General features: G+C 68.4%; 15 protein-coding genes and 1 riboswitch. Of the genes, 8 read left to right on the forward strand and 7 right to left on the reverse strand.

All coding sequences use genetic code 11. The features are described from left to right. Window positions 1–264: 264 nt before the first annotated feature. Window positions 265–999, forward strand: coding sequence for a hypothetical protein (locus WIX41_RS06145; RefSeq protein WP_339446217.1), 735 nt, complete (start codon window positions 265–267; stop codon window positions 997–999). Here the strand turns inward: WIX41_RS06145 and rsmI are convergent. Further along, window positions 987–1808, reverse strand: a complete 822-nt coding sequence (rsmI, locus tag WIX41_RS06150) for a 16S rRNA (cytidine(1402)-2'-O)-methyltransferase (RefSeq protein WP_339446218.1) — start codon at window positions 1806–1808, stop codon at window positions 987–989. The genes WIX41_RS06145 and rsmI overlap by 13 nt on opposite strands. Before the next feature lie 68 nt (window positions 1809–1876). On the opposite strand from rsmI, the gene WIX41_RS06155 reads away from it, so the two are divergent. From WIX41_RS06155 to WIX41_RS06170, 4 genes are all read left to right on the forward strand, one after another. Further along, on the forward strand, window positions 1877–3595 hold the full coding sequence (locus WIX41_RS06155) for a penicillin-binding protein activator (RefSeq protein ID WP_339446219.1): 1719 nt from the start codon (window positions 1877–1879) through the stop codon (window positions 3593–3595). A gap of 4 nt (window positions 3596–3599) precedes the next feature. Continuing rightward, window positions 3600–3980 (forward strand): YraN family protein, encoded by a 381-nt coding sequence (locus WIX41_RS06160; protein ID WP_339446220.1) that lies wholly within the window; start codon window positions 3600–3602, stop codon window positions 3978–3980. Window positions 3981–4020: 40 nt separating this feature from the next. Then, window positions 4021–5409 carry an FAD-binding oxidoreductase gene (locus WIX41_RS06165; RefSeq protein ID WP_339446221.1) on the forward strand — a complete coding sequence of 463 codons (1389 nt, stop codon included), beginning with the start codon at window positions 4021–4023 and terminating at the stop codon, window positions 5407–5409. A 176-nt stretch (window positions 5410–5585) separates the two neighbouring features. Continuing rightward, entirely contained in the window at window positions 5586–8054 is a 2469-nt protein-coding gene (locus WIX41_RS06170; protein WP_339446222.1) for an autotransporter outer membrane beta-barrel domain-containing protein, read from the forward strand. A 21-nt stretch (window positions 8055–8075) separates the two neighbouring features. Here WIX41_RS06170 and thiL read toward each other — a convergent pair whose 3' ends face one another. From thiL to WIX41_RS06195, 5 genes are all read right to left on the reverse strand, one after another. Beyond that, window positions 8076–9047, reverse strand: a complete 972-nt coding sequence (thiL, locus tag WIX41_RS06175) for a thiamine-phosphate kinase (RefSeq protein ID WP_339446223.1) — start codon at window positions 9045–9047, stop codon at window positions 8076–8078. 19 nt (window positions 9048–9066) lie between these two features. Beyond that, window positions 9067–9546: a transcription antitermination factor NusB gene (nusB, locus tag WIX41_RS06180; RefSeq protein WP_339446224.1), complete on the reverse strand. Its 480-nt coding sequence runs from the start codon at window positions 9544–9546 to the stop codon at window positions 9067–9069. After that, complete coding sequence (gene ribH, locus WIX41_RS06185; RefSeq protein ID WP_339446225.1) at window positions 9543–10010, reverse strand: 6,7-dimethyl-8-ribityllumazine synthase; 468 nt, start codon at window positions 10008–10010, stop codon at window positions 9543–9545. The genes nusB and ribH overlap by 4 nt, the downstream gene beginning before the upstream one ends. A gap of 166 nt (window positions 10011–10176) precedes the next feature. Continuing rightward, entirely contained in the window at window positions 10177–11274 is a 1098-nt protein-coding gene (ribB, locus tag WIX41_RS06190; protein ID WP_339446226.1) for a 3,4-dihydroxy-2-butanone-4-phosphate synthase, read from the reverse strand. Continuing rightward, entirely contained in the window at window positions 11271–11882 is a 612-nt protein-coding gene (locus WIX41_RS06195) for a riboflavin synthase (protein WP_339446227.1), read from the reverse strand. Before WIX41_RS06195 ends, ribB begins: the two co-directional genes overlap by 4 nt. Window positions 11883–11958: 76 nt before the next feature. Next, a riboswitch (FMN riboswitch) is annotated at window positions 11959–12103 on the reverse strand. Between the two features lie 156 nt (window positions 12104–12259). Here WIX41_RS06195 and WIX41_RS06200 point away from each other — a divergent pair. The 3 genes from WIX41_RS06200 (at window position 12260) to WIX41_RS06210 (ending at window position 13756) form a co-directional block, all read left to right on the forward strand. Next, complete coding sequence (locus tag WIX41_RS06200; RefSeq protein WP_339446228.1) at window positions 12260–12892, forward strand: outer membrane beta-barrel protein; 633 nt, start codon at window positions 12260–12262, stop codon at window positions 12890–12892. Between the two features lie 196 nt (window positions 12893–13088). Continuing rightward, entirely contained in the window at window positions 13089–13433 is a 345-nt protein-coding gene (locus WIX41_RS06205; protein ID WP_339446229.1) for a toxin, read from the forward strand. Beyond that, window positions 13430–13756: a helix-turn-helix domain-containing protein gene (locus WIX41_RS06210; RefSeq protein ID WP_339446230.1), complete on the forward strand. Its 327-nt coding sequence runs from the start codon at window positions 13430–13432 to the stop codon at window positions 13754–13756. The genes WIX41_RS06205 and WIX41_RS06210 overlap by 4 nt, the downstream gene beginning before the upstream one ends. Before the next feature lie 14 nt (window positions 13757–13770). Here WIX41_RS06210 and ribD read toward each other — a convergent pair whose 3' ends face one another. Beyond that, on the reverse strand, window positions 13771–14856 hold the full coding sequence (gene ribD / locus WIX41_RS06215; protein WP_409187461.1) for a bifunctional diaminohydroxyphosphoribosylaminopyrimidine deaminase/5-amino-6-(5-phosphoribosylamino)uracil reductase RibD: 1086 nt from the start codon (window positions 14854–14856) through the stop codon (window positions 13771–13773). Between the last annotated feature and the right edge of the window lie 34 nt (window positions 14857–14890).

Here is a 14890-nt window from a genome sequence, read left to right on the forward strand (position 1 = left end):
ATTCTGGAAGTCGTTGCCAGCCAGAACGTACAGGCTTGCCGCACCGACCTTTGGAGCGCCCGCATGATCCGATCTGCACCGCCCACCGCCACCGCGTCGTTCCCTGCCCCCGTGACAGACGCCGTTCCCCGCACGGCCAGCACCGCCCTCCCTGCCCTCGACACCGTCAGCAATGCCCCGTCCCCCAGGCCAGGAACATCCCCGCTTTCATCGACGGCGCTCATGGAGTGTATCGCGGCAGGAGATGCCTACCTGTGCCAATGGATGGCGCAGCGCCCCACCCGCGACCCGATCCCGTCCGGGCGTCAACGCGTCATCGAGACCATCGAAGAACTGGGCGGGCTACGGGTCGCACTGGCCCAACGCACCAGCGCAACCCTGCACCACTGGCTGAGCGGCGTGGACCCGGGAGCAAGGCTGCAGCCGGACAGGCTGAAGCTTCGCATCCAGCACGCGGGGCTGACCGAGGTTCTGCGCCGGGTGCGCCTGGGCGAACTGTCCATGCCGCACCGCCTTCAGTTGGCCAAGGTCCTGCGCGATATCGGCTGCCACCCGGCCTCACTGCGTGCCTGGCTCGGGCTGACCGAGGACGATGCCGCTGCCGGCGCCTCCGACGTCCTGGATGTGGAAGGGACGGATGCCCCAGACGGCTCTGCCGGTACGCGCGATTTCGCGCCGACGCTGGATCTGCTGCTGCCATCCACCGGCGCCACCGCCCTGCAGCAGGCAACCGCTGCGCTCAGCGCGACCAGGGGACACGACGACAGCACGTCGGCACGTGCCGAGCGCAACGCTTGCCGCGAACAACTGCGCACGTTGAACGCAGAGGCGTACCAACATGCCGCCATGGTCAGCCGCCGTTTCGGCTACGCGAAGGACTATCCGGCCTGGAAATACATGGCGGGCGCCCGCCAACACGACCCGCGGGTGAAGCTGCTGATATCCCTGTCCCGCTCCAGAGAAGCAACGGGCCATGCGCCCGACCTTCAGCTGCCGTAGAGGGCTTTTCGGGGAGCGCCGGTGAGCTCTGCGGCCAGTTTGGCTGCGGTGGAAGGCGGCAGGTGCTCGCTGAGCTTGGCGTACAGGCGCCGGCCCTGGGCCAACTGGGCCTCTTCGTCGTTGGCCGCGCCCTGCACCATCACCACGAATTCGCCCTTGCGCTGGTTGTCGTCGGCTTCGACCTGGTGCAGCAGGCTGGCCAGGTCGCCGTCGAGCACGGTCTCGAACAGCTTGGTCAGTTCGCGCGCCAGCACCGCCGGCCGTGTTGCGCCGAATGCGGCAACCATGTCCGCAAGCGATTCCGCGATGCGGTGTGAGGATTCATAGAACACCAGCGTACGGGTTTCCCCTGCCAGCGCCTGCAGGCGCTCGCGACGGCCCGAGCCCTTGGCCGGCAGGAAGCCTTCAAAGGTGAAGCGGTCGCTGGGCAGGCCGGCCACGCTCAGTGCGGCGATGGCCGCGCAGGCGCCGGGCACCGGGCTGACCCGGATGCCGGCTTCGCGCGCGGCGCGGACCAGCCGGTAGCCGGGGTCGCTGACCAGCGGCGTGCCGGCATCGCTGACCAGCGCCAGCGATTCGCCGGCCTGCAGCCGCGCCACGATGCGCTGGGCCAGCGCCTCTTCGTTGTGGTCATGCAGCGCCACCAGCGGCTGCTGGATACCGAAGTGGGCCAGCAGCTGGCCGCTGCGGCGGGTGTCCTCGGCGCAGATCGCGGCCACCGAGCGCAGCACCTCCTGCGCCCGCGGCGTCAGGTCGGACAGGTTGCCGATCGGGGTGGCAACGACATACAGCGTGGGGACAGCACTCATCGCAACGGCACTCACAGGTCAAGGGTAGAATCCTAACGTGTACGAGCCACCCTCGAATGGACCTGATCATGAACAAGCCCGCCGCACGCATCTCCGCCCTGTCGTTGTCGCTGCTGCTGCTTGCCGGCTGCGCCACGACCAGCCTGACCAGCGCCCCGGAATCGCCGGCGCAGAGCCAGGCACTGGCGCTGATCGACCAGGGCAAGCCGCGTGATGCCGCCGTGCAGCTCGAAGCGCTGGCCAACACCCTGCGCGGCAACGCCCGCAGCGCGGCGCTGGCCGATGCAGCCTTCGCCTGGCACGAGGCCGGCGACAACGCCCGCGCACGCAGTCTGCTGGCCCAGGTCACTGCACGCCAGCTCAGCGGCGCCAGCCTGCAGCGCTTCCACCTGACCAGCGCCGAGCTGGCCCTGGCCGACAAGCAGCCAGCGCAGGCCCTGGCGTTCCTGAAGGAATCCTCCGATACGGTAGCCCCGCCGCTGCGCACGCGCTGGCAGCTGGCCCGCGCCAATGCACTGCAGGCCACCGGCGATGCGATCGGCGCGGCTACCGAGCGCGCACGCGCGCACGCGGCGCTGACCGGCCAGGCCCGCACCGAGAACCAGCAGGCCATCGCCAGCCTGCTCGGCACGCTCGACGACGCCACCCTGCGCGCACGCGCTGCTGCGCTGCCGGCCAACGAACCGCTGTACAACTTCGCCGGCCGCGCCCTGATCGCGCGTGGCCTGCCGCTGCCGCGCCCGTTCGATCGCGATGGCGTGGCCCAGTTCGATACCAGCAAGCGCCCGCCGGCGATGAGCGATGGCTACCGCCCACCGGTGAAGATGGCCGTGCTGCTGCCGCTCAGTGGCCGGCTGGCCACCGCCGCCCAGCCGGTACGCGATGGCCTGCTCAGCGGCTACTACGGCGAAAGCCGGCAGCGCCCGGATATCCAGTTCATCGATACCGCCGGCACCCCTGCCGGCGCCGTGGCCGCGTATGACAAGGCGGTCGTTGCCGGCGTGGACTTCATCGTCGGGCCGCTGGGCCGCGATGAAGTGGATGCGGTGTTCGGCCGCACCGAACTGCCGGTGCCGGTGCTGGCGCTGAACCGCGGCAAGAGCAGCCCGCCGGCTGGCAGCGCCGGTTTCTCGCTGGCGCCGGAAGACGACGGCATCATCGCCGCCGAATACCTGCGCAGCCGCGAACGCAGCAAGGTGCTGGTGATCCACAGCAATGACGACAACGGCCGCCGTACCGCTGCCGCCTTCCGCGAGCGCTTCACCCAGCGCGGCGGCCAGGTGCTGGCCACCGTGGGCGTGAGCGATGCGGTCGGCGACATCGGCGCGCAGGTGCGTGCCGCTGGTGCGGTGGACGGCGTGCTGCTGGCGGTGAAGGCACCGCAGGCACGCGCGCTGGCGCCGCAGCTGGCACTGGCCGGCGCCGGCGGTGCCACCCGCGTGGGCACCTCGCAGCTGACCCTGGGCACCGGCACGCCGGAAGAAGACATGGCGCTGGACGGCATCGTCTACCCGAATGAAGCCTGGAACGTGCGCGGCGTGGCCGGCCTGCCTTCGGCCGCCACCGCCGGGCAGATCCTGCCGACCGCACGCGGTGCGGCCGGCCGCCTGTTCGCCTTCGGTTTCGACGCCTGGAAGATCAGCGCCTACCTGGACAAGATCGCCACCGAGGGCGGCCTGGCCGGCGCCACCGGCACCCTGTTCCTGGACAGCAACGGCAACGTGCTGCGCGTGCCGGCCTGGTCGACCTTCAGCGGCGGCCGGCCGATGCCGGTGAGCAACAACTGAGGCCGTGCCCACCGAGCGGGCCCAGCGGGGTGCGGCGGTGGAAACCGCCGCGCTGGCGCACCTGCGCCGCGCCGGGCTGAGCCCGATCGCCCGCAATGTGCGTTACAAGGGCGGTGAACTGGATCTGGTGATGCGCGATGGCGACACCACCGTGTTCGTCGAGGTGCGCTACCGCGCCACGGCCGACTTTGGTGGTGGCGCGGCCTCGGTCGACCTGCGCAAGCGGCGCAAGCTGGTACTGGCCGCGCAGCTGTTCCTGCAGTCGCACCCGGCGCTGGCGCAGCAGCCCTGCCGCTTCGATGTGGTCGACGCCCGTGGCGATCCACCCCGATTGGACTGGTTGCGCGATGCCTTCCGGCTGGAAGAGTGTGGATTTGATCGATGACCTGCAGGCCGGCCAACGGCCGGCGTTACCGGAAGCGGATATGACGACGACACTGCCTGCTGAATTTGTCTCCACGGTGCATGCGCTGCTCGGTGACGATGGCTGGCGCACTGATGCCGCGACCCTGGCGGCGCATGCACAGGACAACTCCTGGCGGCATGCCCTGCCCGACGGCGTGGCATTGCCGCGCGATCGCGAGCAGGTGGTGCAGATCGTGCGCGCCTGCCGGACGCACGGCGTGCCGGTGGTGGCACGCGGCGCCGGTACCGGCACCACCGGAGCGGCGGTGCCGGTCAACGGCAGCATCGTGCTCTCGTTCGCCCGCATGAACCGCATTCTCGACATCCAGCCCGGCAACCGCTGCGCGGTGGTCGAACCGGGCGTACTCAATGGCGACCTGCAACACGCGCTGGTCGAACACGGCCTGTTCTGGGCACCGGATCCCTCCAGCGCCGACATCTGCAGCATCGGTGGCAACCTGGCCTGCAATGCCGGTGGGCCGCGCGCGGTGAAGTACGGCACCAGCCGCGACAACGTACTCGGGCTGGTGGCGGTGACCGGCGCCGGTGAGCTGATCCAGTGCGGTGGCGCGTATACCAAGGACGCCACCGGCTACGACCTGACCCACCTGCTGGTGGGCAGCGAGGGCACCCTGGCGCTGATCGTGGAAGCCACCTTGAAGCTGACCCCGTTGCCGGTGACGCAGGCCGGGCTGCGCGTGCTGTACCGCGACGCGGACGCGGCAGCGGCGGCAGTATCGCGGCTGATGGCGCAGCCGGTGGTACCCACCCGCCTGGAATTCATGGATGCACGCAGCCTGGAGCTGCTGCGTCGCAATGGCGCCGACGTACCCGCCGCCGGCGCGATGCTGCTGGTCGAAGCCGATGGCGATCACGACACCCTGCCCTACCTGCTGCAGGCCCTGGCCACGGCGGCCGAAGGCGACGGCATGCTGGCACTGGACGTGGCAATGGAGGGCAGCGCGCGCGAGAAACTGTGGGCCGCGCGCAAGGCACTGTCGCCGGCGCTGCGCAGCATCGCGCCGGGCAAGATCAACGAAGACGTGGTGGTGCCGGTGTCGCGCATCCCCGATCTGGTGGCCGGGGTGCAGGCGCTTGCGCAGGAACATGCGCTGACCATTGTCACGTTCGGGCATGCCGGCAACGGCAATCTACACGTCAATATCCTGTACCACCCGGACGATGCGGACGAGAACGCACGTGCGCAGGCGGCATTGCCGAAGATCTTCGATTTGACCCTGGCACTGGGCGGTACGCTGTCGGGCGAGCATGGCATCGGCCTGGCCAAACGCGACTTCATGGCACGGGCATTCACGCCGGCGACGTTAGCGGCGATGCGGGCGATCAAGCTGGCGCTGGATCCCGATGGGATTCTCAATCCAGGCAAGGTGCTGCCGCCAGCGGATTGACCGCCTGCCCCGCCCTGCAATTGTTTGCATAGACCGTATCTATGCATTCCGGGATCGTTGCCGTCGGCCCGGAACCCCCTGCCCGATGATGAGGTGACCCGTTGGCAGCGCATCCCGCGCTGCCGTGTCGTCCGCGCGCGTGTCCTGGGCCCCCTCCCCCAAGGACAAACATCACGATGACCATGAACGTCGGCGCGCGTCGCCGCACTCCAGCACTGTGCCCGCTCGTCTGCGGCGTGGTACTTGCCATGACCGGCCTGGCCGGCGCCACCGCATCCGCGCGCGACCTGGACGGCGAAGCACATGAAGTCGGATATGGCGACAAACAAGAGCTTTGGTTCCTCACCAATGCCGCATATCTGCTCGTCAACGGCGGCGACACCTACAGCATCCATGCAGATGGCGGCAGCCTGGTCAGTCTGGCCAATGCACGGGTGGAACGCGGAGCTTTCGACTATGACGCCATCCAACTGCGCGGTGGGTCCGAACTCCTGTCCGATAACTCGCGTATCAATAACGCCGGCGTGCGGCTGTGGGACAGCTCCCGGGTGTACCTGCAATACAGCACCATCAACGTTGGCGAAGACACGCCGGACTCGGTCGCCAACATGGGCATATTCATGGTCGGCAGCACCCGCGAAGCCAGTGTCGCGCTGGTGAAGAGCAGCATCCATGTGCTGGACAGGCCAGCTGATCCACACCACATGAGCGGCATCGGCATCCGCCAGGGCGCCGGACGCGTGCACCTTGAAAATCAGTCGGAGATCGACGCCGGCAACGTCGGCGTGATGCTGTACGACAACCGCGACGATGCGAGCCTGACGGTGGATCGCTCGGCGATCACCTCCCGGCGAGGCGCGGCGATCGAGGTATTCGACGCCAACCACCGCTACGACGTACGCGTCGTCAACGGTGCCACGTTGACCGGTGGCGATGGCCACCTGCTGCGGGTTCACAACTCGGCCAGCGGCGACAAGGCCGGCCAATCCCATGTGACCTTCGCGGTCAACGACGCGCGGCTGGAGGGCGACATCGCGCTGGACGCCAGCGCGGCCGGCGGACGCATCGACGTGACGCTGGAGAACCACGCCCGCATCACCGGACGCTTCTCCAACGTCAGTTCCGCCGCCGTCGGTACCGACAGCAACTGGATGCTGACCGGCGACAGCAGCGTGGGGCGCCTCCAGCTCGACGGCAACGGTACCGTGGCACTCGGCGACGGCAGCACGTTCAACGCGCTCAGCGTCGACGACTTCGTCGGCAACGGTGGCATGCTGGTGTTCAACACGGTCCTGGGCGACGACGCGTCGGCCACCGACACACTGGTGGTCCACGGCGATGCCAGCGGCCAGGCGGGGGTGCGCGTACTCAACGCCGGCGGCGCGGGGGCGAAAACCGACCGGGGCATCGAACTGATCAGCATCGCCGGCCAGTCCAATGCCCGGTTCGATCTGATCGGCCGTGCCGTGGGTGGTCAGTACGAGTATTTCCTGGTCCAGGGCGTGGACGGCAACTGGTATCTGCGGTCCGAGGGCGGACCCGCACCGGATCCGTGTGACGTGGATCCCAACCTGCCTCAATGCGGACCCACCGATCCGGTTGATCCGGTTGATCCGGTTGATCCCGTCGACCCTGTTGATCCTGTTGATCCGGTCGATCCCGTTGACCCGGAAGATCCGGATGCGCCGATCGATCCCATCGACCCGGTGGACCCGGGTGATCCCGTTCCTCCGACACCCGTGCTGCGGCCGGAGACCGGCGCCTACCTGGCCAACCAGTACGCCCTGCACCACGGCCTGCGCCACAGCTGGCGTGACCGCGACGGCGATGGCGCGACCGGTGAAGGCGTGCACGTGTGGGCCAACATCGGCTCGACCCACAGCCGGCTGGCGGCGGTGCAGGATCAGCTGGCGCTCCGGCTGGAACGGCGTCGGCTGCTGCTGGGCGCGGACGTGGGCGTGTTCGATGCGGAACGGGGCCGGGTGGGCGTGATGCTTGCCGCCGCGCGGTCGGAGGCGACCTCGCGCTCGCAACGCACGGGCTATGCCGCGCGCGGCACGGTCGAAGGCGGCGCGGCCGGGGTCTATGCCAACTGGAGCAACGACGCGCTGCACCTGGATGCTTCGCTGCAACGGGGCCGATTCAACAATCGCGTACAGGGCGACGGCCTGGCGCCTGAGCGCTATGACACCAGCCTGTGGCAGACCGCCCTGGAAGCAGGCTACCGCTTCGACATCGGGCAGCTGGGCGCGATGGCACTGCACCTGCAGCCGGAGCTGCAGCTGGTGCACACCGTTGCTGCTGCCGTAGAACACCGCGAGGCCAACGGAACCGTGGTGCGCAGCCTGGCCGAAGACGCTCTGTCGGTACGGATGGGCCTGCGCCTGCAGGGCGATCCGCGCAGCGGCAGCGGCTTGCGCCCCTACCTGGCGGCGAACTGGTACCGCGATGGCACACTCGGTGGCCTGGCGTTCGACGATGAAATGCTCGGGACCAGTACGCCGGTCAACCGCTATGGGCTCGATGCCGGCGCGCGGGTGGCGTGGCGTTCGGGGGTGTCGGCCTGGAGCGGGATCAGCCACGTTCGTGGCGACGCTGGCTTCCGGGAAAGCAGCGCGCGGCTGGGAATCGATTGGCGTTGGTAGGCACTGCGGGCCGACGGCCCGCTACAGTTCGGTGAAGTGCTCATAGCCGCGCGGGCCACCCAGGTCGGTGCCGGTGGTGACGCCCTGGCCTGCCACGATCCCACCGATGCAGGTGAGTGGCAACGCCAGGCGCTTGGCCAACGCCTCGATCGCCGTGCGCTGGGTGGGCGCGGCGATGAAACACAGTTCGTAATCGTCGCCGCCGCGCAGGGCGGCTTCGCGGGCGTGCGCCTGACCGATGCGTGCGCGTGCGGCGGCCGATACCGGCAGGCGCTCGGCGTTGAGCTGGGCGCCGACGCCGCTGCGTTCGCAGATGTGGCCGAGATCGGCCAGCAGGCCGTCGGAGATGTCGACCGCAGCGTGGGCCACACCCACCAGCGCGCAGCCGAGTGCAACGCGCGGCGTGGGCCGGGCCAGGCGCTGGCGCAGGAAGTCGACCTGGGCATCATCGGCCGGGCGGCGCACATCGAGCGTGCCGCCCTGCCAGGCGCGCAGCGCCACGGCCGCATCGCCAAGCGTGCCACTGACCCACACGTCGTCGCCGACGCGGGCACCATCGCGGCGCAATGCAGCCCCGGGCGCGACCTGCCCCAATGCCGTCACCGACAGCGACAGCGGGCCGCGCGTGGTGTCGCCCCCGATCAGCACGATGTCGTGGGCGTCGGCCAGGGCAAAGAAGCCATCGGCAAAGGCATCGATCCAGTCCGGATCGGCATCGGGCAGCGACAGCGCCAGCACGCACCAGGCCGGGCGTGCACCCATCGAGGCCAGGTCGGACAGGTTCACCGCCAGGGTTTTCCAGCCGATGTCGTAAGCCGGCGTTTCCGCCGGGAAATGCACGCCGCTGTTGAGCGTATCGGCAGTGACCACCAGCTGCTCGCCGGCACGCGGCTGCAGCAACGCGGCATCGTCGCCGATGCCGAGCACCACATCGGCGCGCGCGCGGGTGCGCGTGCGGATGCGTTCGATCAGGGAGAATTCGGCAAGGGACATGGGCGTTCCCCGGCCGGGGTCAGTTCCCGCTTTCGACCTTGCGCCACTCGACCGCCGCGCGGTCCAGCACACCGTTGACATAGGTGTGGCCGTGTTCGGAACCGAAGCGCTTGGTCGATTCGATGGCTTCGTTGATCACCACGCGGTACGGCACGTCCATGCGGTAGCGCAGCTCGTAGGCGGCCACGCGCAGCGCGGCGCGTTCGATCGCATCGACTTCCTCGATGCCGCGGTCCACGAACGGCAGCAGCGCCTCGTCCAGGTCCTTGCGATGGTCGAGCACGCCTTGCACCAGTGCCTCGAAATAGGCCAGGTCGGCAACTTCGCGGGCCTGTTCATGGGCGAACTGGGCGATCAACTGCTGTGCATTGCCTTCGGATATCTGCCAGGCGTAGATCGCCTGCAGGGCACGACGGCGGGCGCGCGAGCGCAGCACCGGGTCGATGCCATCGCGGCGGACCGGCTTGCCGGAGGGCTTGCCCGGGTTTGACTTGTTCACGGCAACTGCTCCAGAAGATTGACCATTTCCAACGCCGTCAGTGCGGCTTCCTCACCCTTGTTGCCGTGGCTGCCGCCGGCACGCGCCTCGGCATCCTCGGCGCGTTCGACCGCCAGCACGCCATTGAGCACCGGCACGCCGAAATCCAGCTGCACGCGCATCAGGCCCTCGGCGCAGCCATCGGCCACGTGTTCGTAGTGGCGGGTGTCGCCACGGATCACACAGCCCAGGGCGATGATCGCGGCATGTTCATGCGCCGCCGCCAGGCGCGCGGCGACCAGCGGCAGTTCCCACGCGCCGGGCACCCGGATCACGTCGATGGCCGCTTCCCCGATCCCGTTGCCGGCCAGGCTCTGGCGCGCGCCGGCCACCAGCACGTCGGTGATACGTGCGTTCCAGCGGCTGGCGAGAATGGCGAAACGGGCCTGTTCCGGTGTCCGGAGATCGCCTTCGTAATGGCTCATGATCGGCAGGTTATTCAATAAAGAGGGACATTCTACCGCACCGCCAAGACTTGCTTGGTTGCATGGGGCGATACGAGGTCCGTAGAGCCAGGCCCTGCCTGGCTGCGCGAACCATCCGGGACCACGCAGCCACGCAGGGCGTGGCTCTACGGGAGGTGCGGTCAGGTCAGGGCGTGACGGTCTCGACGACTTCCAGGCCGTAGCCGGCCAGGCCGATCTGGCGGCGCGGGGTGCCCAGCACGCGCAGCTGGCCCAGGCCCAGGTCGGACAGGATCTGGGCGCCGGCACCGTTGCGGCGCCACTGGCTCACGTCCTTGTCCTTGCCCGGGGTGACCGGCTGCGGCTGCTGGCGCAGGCGGGCCAGCAGGCTGTTGCTGTCGCGCGGGGCCGACAGCACCACCATCACGCCACGCTCGGCCGCCGCGATGGCGCGCAGGGCGTCGGTGGGGGCCACGCCGAAATCATCGCGGCGCCAGTGCAGCAGGTCGGCCAGCGGATTCTCCACCTGCACCCGGACCAGGGTCGGTTGGGTATCCGGAGTGCCGCGGACCAGGGCGAAATGCAGGTCGTGGGCGATCCGGTCGCGGTAGGTCACCAGCTTGAACGGGCCGAACTCAGTGTCGATCTCACGCTCATCGACGCGCTCGACGGTCTTCTCGGTGGCCAGGCGGTAGGCGATCAGGTCGGCGATCGAGCCGATCTTCAGGCCGTGCTCGCGCGCGAACACTTCCAGCTCCGGGCGGCGCGCCATGCTGCCGTCGGGGTTGAGGATCTCCACCAGCACGCCGGCCGGCTCCAGCCCGGCCAGCATGGCCAGGTCCACGCCCGCTTCGGTGTGGCCGGCGCGGGTCAGCACGCCGCCCGGCTGGGCGATCAGCGGGAAGATGTGGCCGGGCTGGTGCAGGTCGGCCGGCTTGGCATCGGGCTTGACCGCAGTGCGGATGGTATGGGCGCGGTCGTAGGCCGAAATGCCGGTGGTGACCCCTTCAGCGGCTTCGATGCTGACGGTGAAGTTGGTCTGGAACTGGGCGGTATTGGCCTGCACCATCGGCGCCAGGCCCAGGTCGGCGGCACGCTCGCGGGTCAGCGGCAGGCACACCAGGCCCCGGCCGTGGGTGACCATGAAGTTGATGTCCGACGGCTTGACCAGCTCGGCGGCCATGATCAGGTCGCCTTCGTTCTCGCGGTCTTCGTCGTCGACGATGACCACCATGCGGCCCAGGCAGATGTCCTCGAGGATCTCGGGGATGGGAGCGAAATTCATGCGCGGGTGTCCTGTACCTGGGGAGCGACCAACCGTTCGACGTAACGGGCGACCAGATCGATTTCGAGATTGACCGCACTGCCCACGCCGGTGGCGGCAAAGGCGGTGTTGGCCACGGTATGCGGAATCAGCGCGACCTCGAAGCCGGCATCGTCCACCTCGTTGACGGTCAGGCTGACCCCGTCCACGCAGATCGAGCCCTTCCTGGCGATGTAGCGCAGCAGGCTGGCCGGCGCGGCAAAGCGCCAGCGCTGGGCGCGCGCATCCTCGTGGATGGACAGCACCTGGCCCAGGCCGTCGACATGGCCGCTGACCAGGTGGCCGCCGAGGCGGTCGGTCGGGCGCATGGCACGTTCCAGGTTGATCACCGCACCCGGCGCCAGCTGGCCCAGCGTGGTCAGGCCCAGGGTCTCGGTCGAGGCATCGGCCTGGAACGAGGTGCCGTCAAAGGCAATGACGGTCAGGCACACGCCGTTGATGGCAATGCTCTCGCCCAGCTGCACGTGCTCGAACGGCAGGCTGCCAACGTGGAAGGTGAAGCGGACATCGCCGCCAAGGGGATCGCGTGCGGCCAGATGGCCGACGCCTTCGATGATTCCAGTAAACACTAACGTTCTCCGCGAAAAGTGAGCGAAAAACGCCGCAAGGCAAACAGGCGGGCGCAGGGCCACGCAGGCCCTGTAGCACCGTCTTCTTTCATCCGGACTATACCGTCGGCTCCGGCATCGGACCGGATCTGCTGACCTTCCGGCGGGGCCGGAAGCGCTCGCGGGCTCGTGCTTGCGCACCTACCGCCGGTGGGGAATCGCACCCCGCCCTGAAGACGTTTGTATACCGGCGAACCGGCGCTGCCATTGTAGCAGCGCTGGCTGAGCGCTCGCTTTCTGTAAACAATTTGTTAAGATGCGCCCGCGCGGCGCTGACCGCCGCCCTGCCGCCCATGATGGGCAGGCTGAAATGGACCTCACTTTTTCAAGGACTTTCCATGCGCAAGATGCTCGTCCTGGCCGCCACGCTGCTGGCCGCCGCTCCGATGGCCGCCTCTGCTGCCGGCCCCATGAGCTACACCTGGGTTGAAGGCGGCTGGATGCAGCAGCAGATCAACAACCCCGGCAGCAACCCGAAACTGGACGGCGGCTATATCCGCGGTTCGTTCGCAATTGCCGAGCAGGTGTTTGTGTTCGGCGGCTACAGCACCACCTCCAAGACCTACCACCTGGAAGACGAGATCGGCGAATTCCGCCTGAAGAACACCCTGGAGCAGCCGGAACTGGGCATTGGCTACCACATGCCGATGACCGACCGCCTGGACTTCACCGCCGACCTCGCCTGGACCCGCATCAACAACGAAGTGGAGTTCGACGACGGCGTTGAAAGCGACACCGTCAAGTTCCACACCAACGCCGGCCGTGGTTCGCTGGGCCTGCGCGGCAAGCCCTCGCGCGCCACCGAAGCCTGGCTGAAGGCCGGCTACATCGACGGCAGCGACATGGACGGCGTCTGGATCGGCACCCTGGGCGGCCAGGTCAGCTTCAATCGCACCTGGGGTGTGGTCGGCGAAGTGCAGTACTACGACGACGTGACCCAGTACACGGTCGGCGTGCGCGCCAGCTTCTGAGTTACTGATCGGGCAGCGCTAACCCGCGCCATGATCGACGGGCCCCGCAAGGGGCCCGTTTTTTATTGCCTATCGATTCGCGCGTGTCGATTGATTCTGCGTCCGGCAGCGCAACCTGGATGTGACCTGCAGCCGGGAACAGGGGCCGGGCCCTGCGTATCGTTCACATGTAACCATACGCAGATAACGTACACTCATGCAGGCCGTGTTTGTGGAACTGGCGGGATTTGCCCGTAACCGGGCAGCGCACCTGGATGACGCGGGCTTTCGTGAGCTGCAGCAGTGGCTGATGCGCGAACCGGAGCGCGGCGATCTGATCGTGGGCACGGGTGGGCTGCGGAAGGTTCGATTTGCTGATGAAGGTCGCCAGCGTGGCAAGCGCGGGGGCCTGCGGCTGATCTACTACTGGTGGCCCGATGGTGCGCAGTTCTGGTTGTTCACGGTGTACGGCAAAGGCATCCAGGACGACCTGGATCCGGCACAACGGCAGCTTCTTTCAAGGCTGCTGGATCAGGAGCGGAAGGCGAGGAGCCCAAGATGAAACGAGACATTTTCGCAGAGCTGGTCGAGGGGATGGAGGAACTCGCCCATGCGCGGGGGGGCAAGGTCACCCTGCGCACACATGCGATAAAACTGGCTGCGCTGCCCCCACTGGCTGCAAATGAGCTGATCGCCATTCGCGAGAAACTCAACATGTCGAGATCGATCTTCGCGATGTACCTGCGGACCAACGCACGCACCCTTGAGAACTGGGAGCAAGGGCGTGCGCGACCCAATGCACAGGCGGCGACGCTGATCCGGCTTGTCCAGGCTTATCCGCAGACCGTGCAGCATCTCGCAGCACTCGGTGCGGCGGCAGCGTAACGCTGCACCAAGACTTAGTGGGGCCGCAGCAGCAAGCGCAGGTCGTCGCCTACCTGACGCTGGTCCACCAGCCGCAGCCGACGCTGCTGTTCCATGGCGTGGATGCCCAGCCCGCCCAGCAGCGGCCGGCCGTGCTCGCCGAGCAGGGTCGGCGCCTGGTAGAGCAGCAGTTCATCCACCCAGTCGCCGGCCAGCAGCGCGCCGCATAGGGTGGCGCCTGCTTCCGTGTGCACTTCGTTGATGCCGCGCTCCGCCAGCAGGGTCAACACTGCTCCCAGATCGAGCCGGCCATTCTTGCTGGGCACGCTCGCGAACTCGGCATCGGCCGCATCGGGAGGGCTCACGGCGGCGGCGTGCAGGTAGAGCGTGGGTGCCCCACCCTCGCGGACCCGGGCGCATTCCAGTGAGCGCAGGCGCGAATCCAATACCACGCGCAGCGGCGCCATCACTTCGGTGTCAGGCAGACGTACGGTCAATTGCGGGTCATCGGCCAGCACGGTATCGGCGCCGGTCAGGATCGCGCCAGCCCGTGCGCGCCACCGCTGCACATCGTTTCGGGCCGCTTCACCGGTGATCCATTTGGAGCTGCCATCGGCCATTGCCGTGCGCCCGTCCAGGCTGGCGGCCAGCTTGACCCGCAGCCAAGGCCGGGCGCGTTCAACACGCGACAGGAAGCCATGATTGAGCTCGCGCGCCTGCGCCGCCATCAATCCTTCGGCCACCTCGATGCCCGCCTCGCGCAGCAGCACGAACCCGCCGCCATCGACCTTCGGGAACGGGTCGCGCACGGCGGCCACCACCCGTGCCACCCCGGCGTCGATCAGGGCCAGCGCGCATGGCGGGGTGCGCCCATGGTGGGCGCAGGGTTCCAGGGTCACGTAGGCGGTAGCACCGCGCGCCGCGTCCCCGGCCTGGCGCAGCGCGAACACTTCCGCATGCGGGCCGCCGGTGCGCTGGTGCCAGCCCTCGCCGACCACGCGGTCGCCGTGCGCGATCACGCAGCCCACCATCGGGTTGGGTCGGGCCGTATACAGGCCGCGTTCGGCCAGGCGCAACGCGCGCGCCATGTGCAGGTGGTCGAGCGTGGAGAAGTCGGTCATGTCGGCCATGGTAACGCCCGGCGGCGGGTGCGAC

It is taken from the genome of Stenotrophomonas sp. AB1(2024) (assembly GCF_037482345.1).
In the GTDB taxonomy this organism is placed as follows: domain Bacteria; phylum Pseudomonadota; class Gammaproteobacteria; order Xanthomonadales; family Xanthomonadaceae; genus Stenotrophomonas.

Bases quoted from the DNA above. Each gene is read 5' to 3' on its own strand.
- WIX41_RS06145 (WP_339446217.1), top strand. From the start codon at position 265: ATGGCGCAGCGCCCCACCCGCGACCCGATCCCGTCCGGGCGTCAACGC.
- rsmI (WP_339446218.1), bottom strand. From the start codon at position 1,808: ATGAGTGCTGTCCCCACGCTGTATGTCGTTGCCACCCCGATCGGCAAC.
- WIX41_RS06155 (WP_339446219.1), top strand. From the start codon at position 1,877: ATGAACAAGCCCGCCGCACGCATCTCCGCCCTGTCGTTGTCGCTGCTG.
- WIX41_RS06165 (WP_339446221.1), top strand. From the start codon at position 4,021: ATGACGACGACACTGCCTGCTGAATTTGTCTCCACGGTGCATGCGCTG.
- WIX41_RS06170 (WP_339446222.1), top strand. From the start codon at position 5,586: ATGACCATGAACGTCGGCGCGCGTCGCCGCACTCCAGCACTGTGCCCG.
- thiL (WP_339446223.1), bottom strand. From the start codon at position 9,047: ATGTCCCTTGCCGAATTCTCCCTGATCGAACGCATCCGCACGCGCACC.
- ribH (WP_339446225.1), bottom strand. From the start codon at position 10,010: ATGAGCCATTACGAAGGCGATCTCCGGACACCGGAACAGGCCCGTTTC.
- ribB (WP_339446226.1), bottom strand. From the start codon at position 11,274: ATGAATTTCGCTCCCATCCCCGAGATCCTCGAGGACATCTGCCTGGGC.
- WIX41_RS06200 (WP_339446228.1), top strand. From the start codon at position 12,260: ATGCGCAAGATGCTCGTCCTGGCCGCCACGCTGCTGGCCGCCGCTCCG.
- WIX41_RS06205 (WP_339446229.1), top strand. From the start codon at position 13,089: ATGCAGGCCGTGTTTGTGGAACTGGCGGGATTTGCCCGTAACCGGGCA.
- WIX41_RS06210 (WP_339446230.1), top strand. From the start codon at position 13,430: ATGAAACGAGACATTTTCGCAGAGCTGGTCGAGGGGATGGAGGAACTC.
- ribD (WP_409187461.1), bottom strand. From the start codon at position 14,856: ATGACCGACTTCTCCACGCTCGACCACCTGCACATGGCGCGCGCGTTG.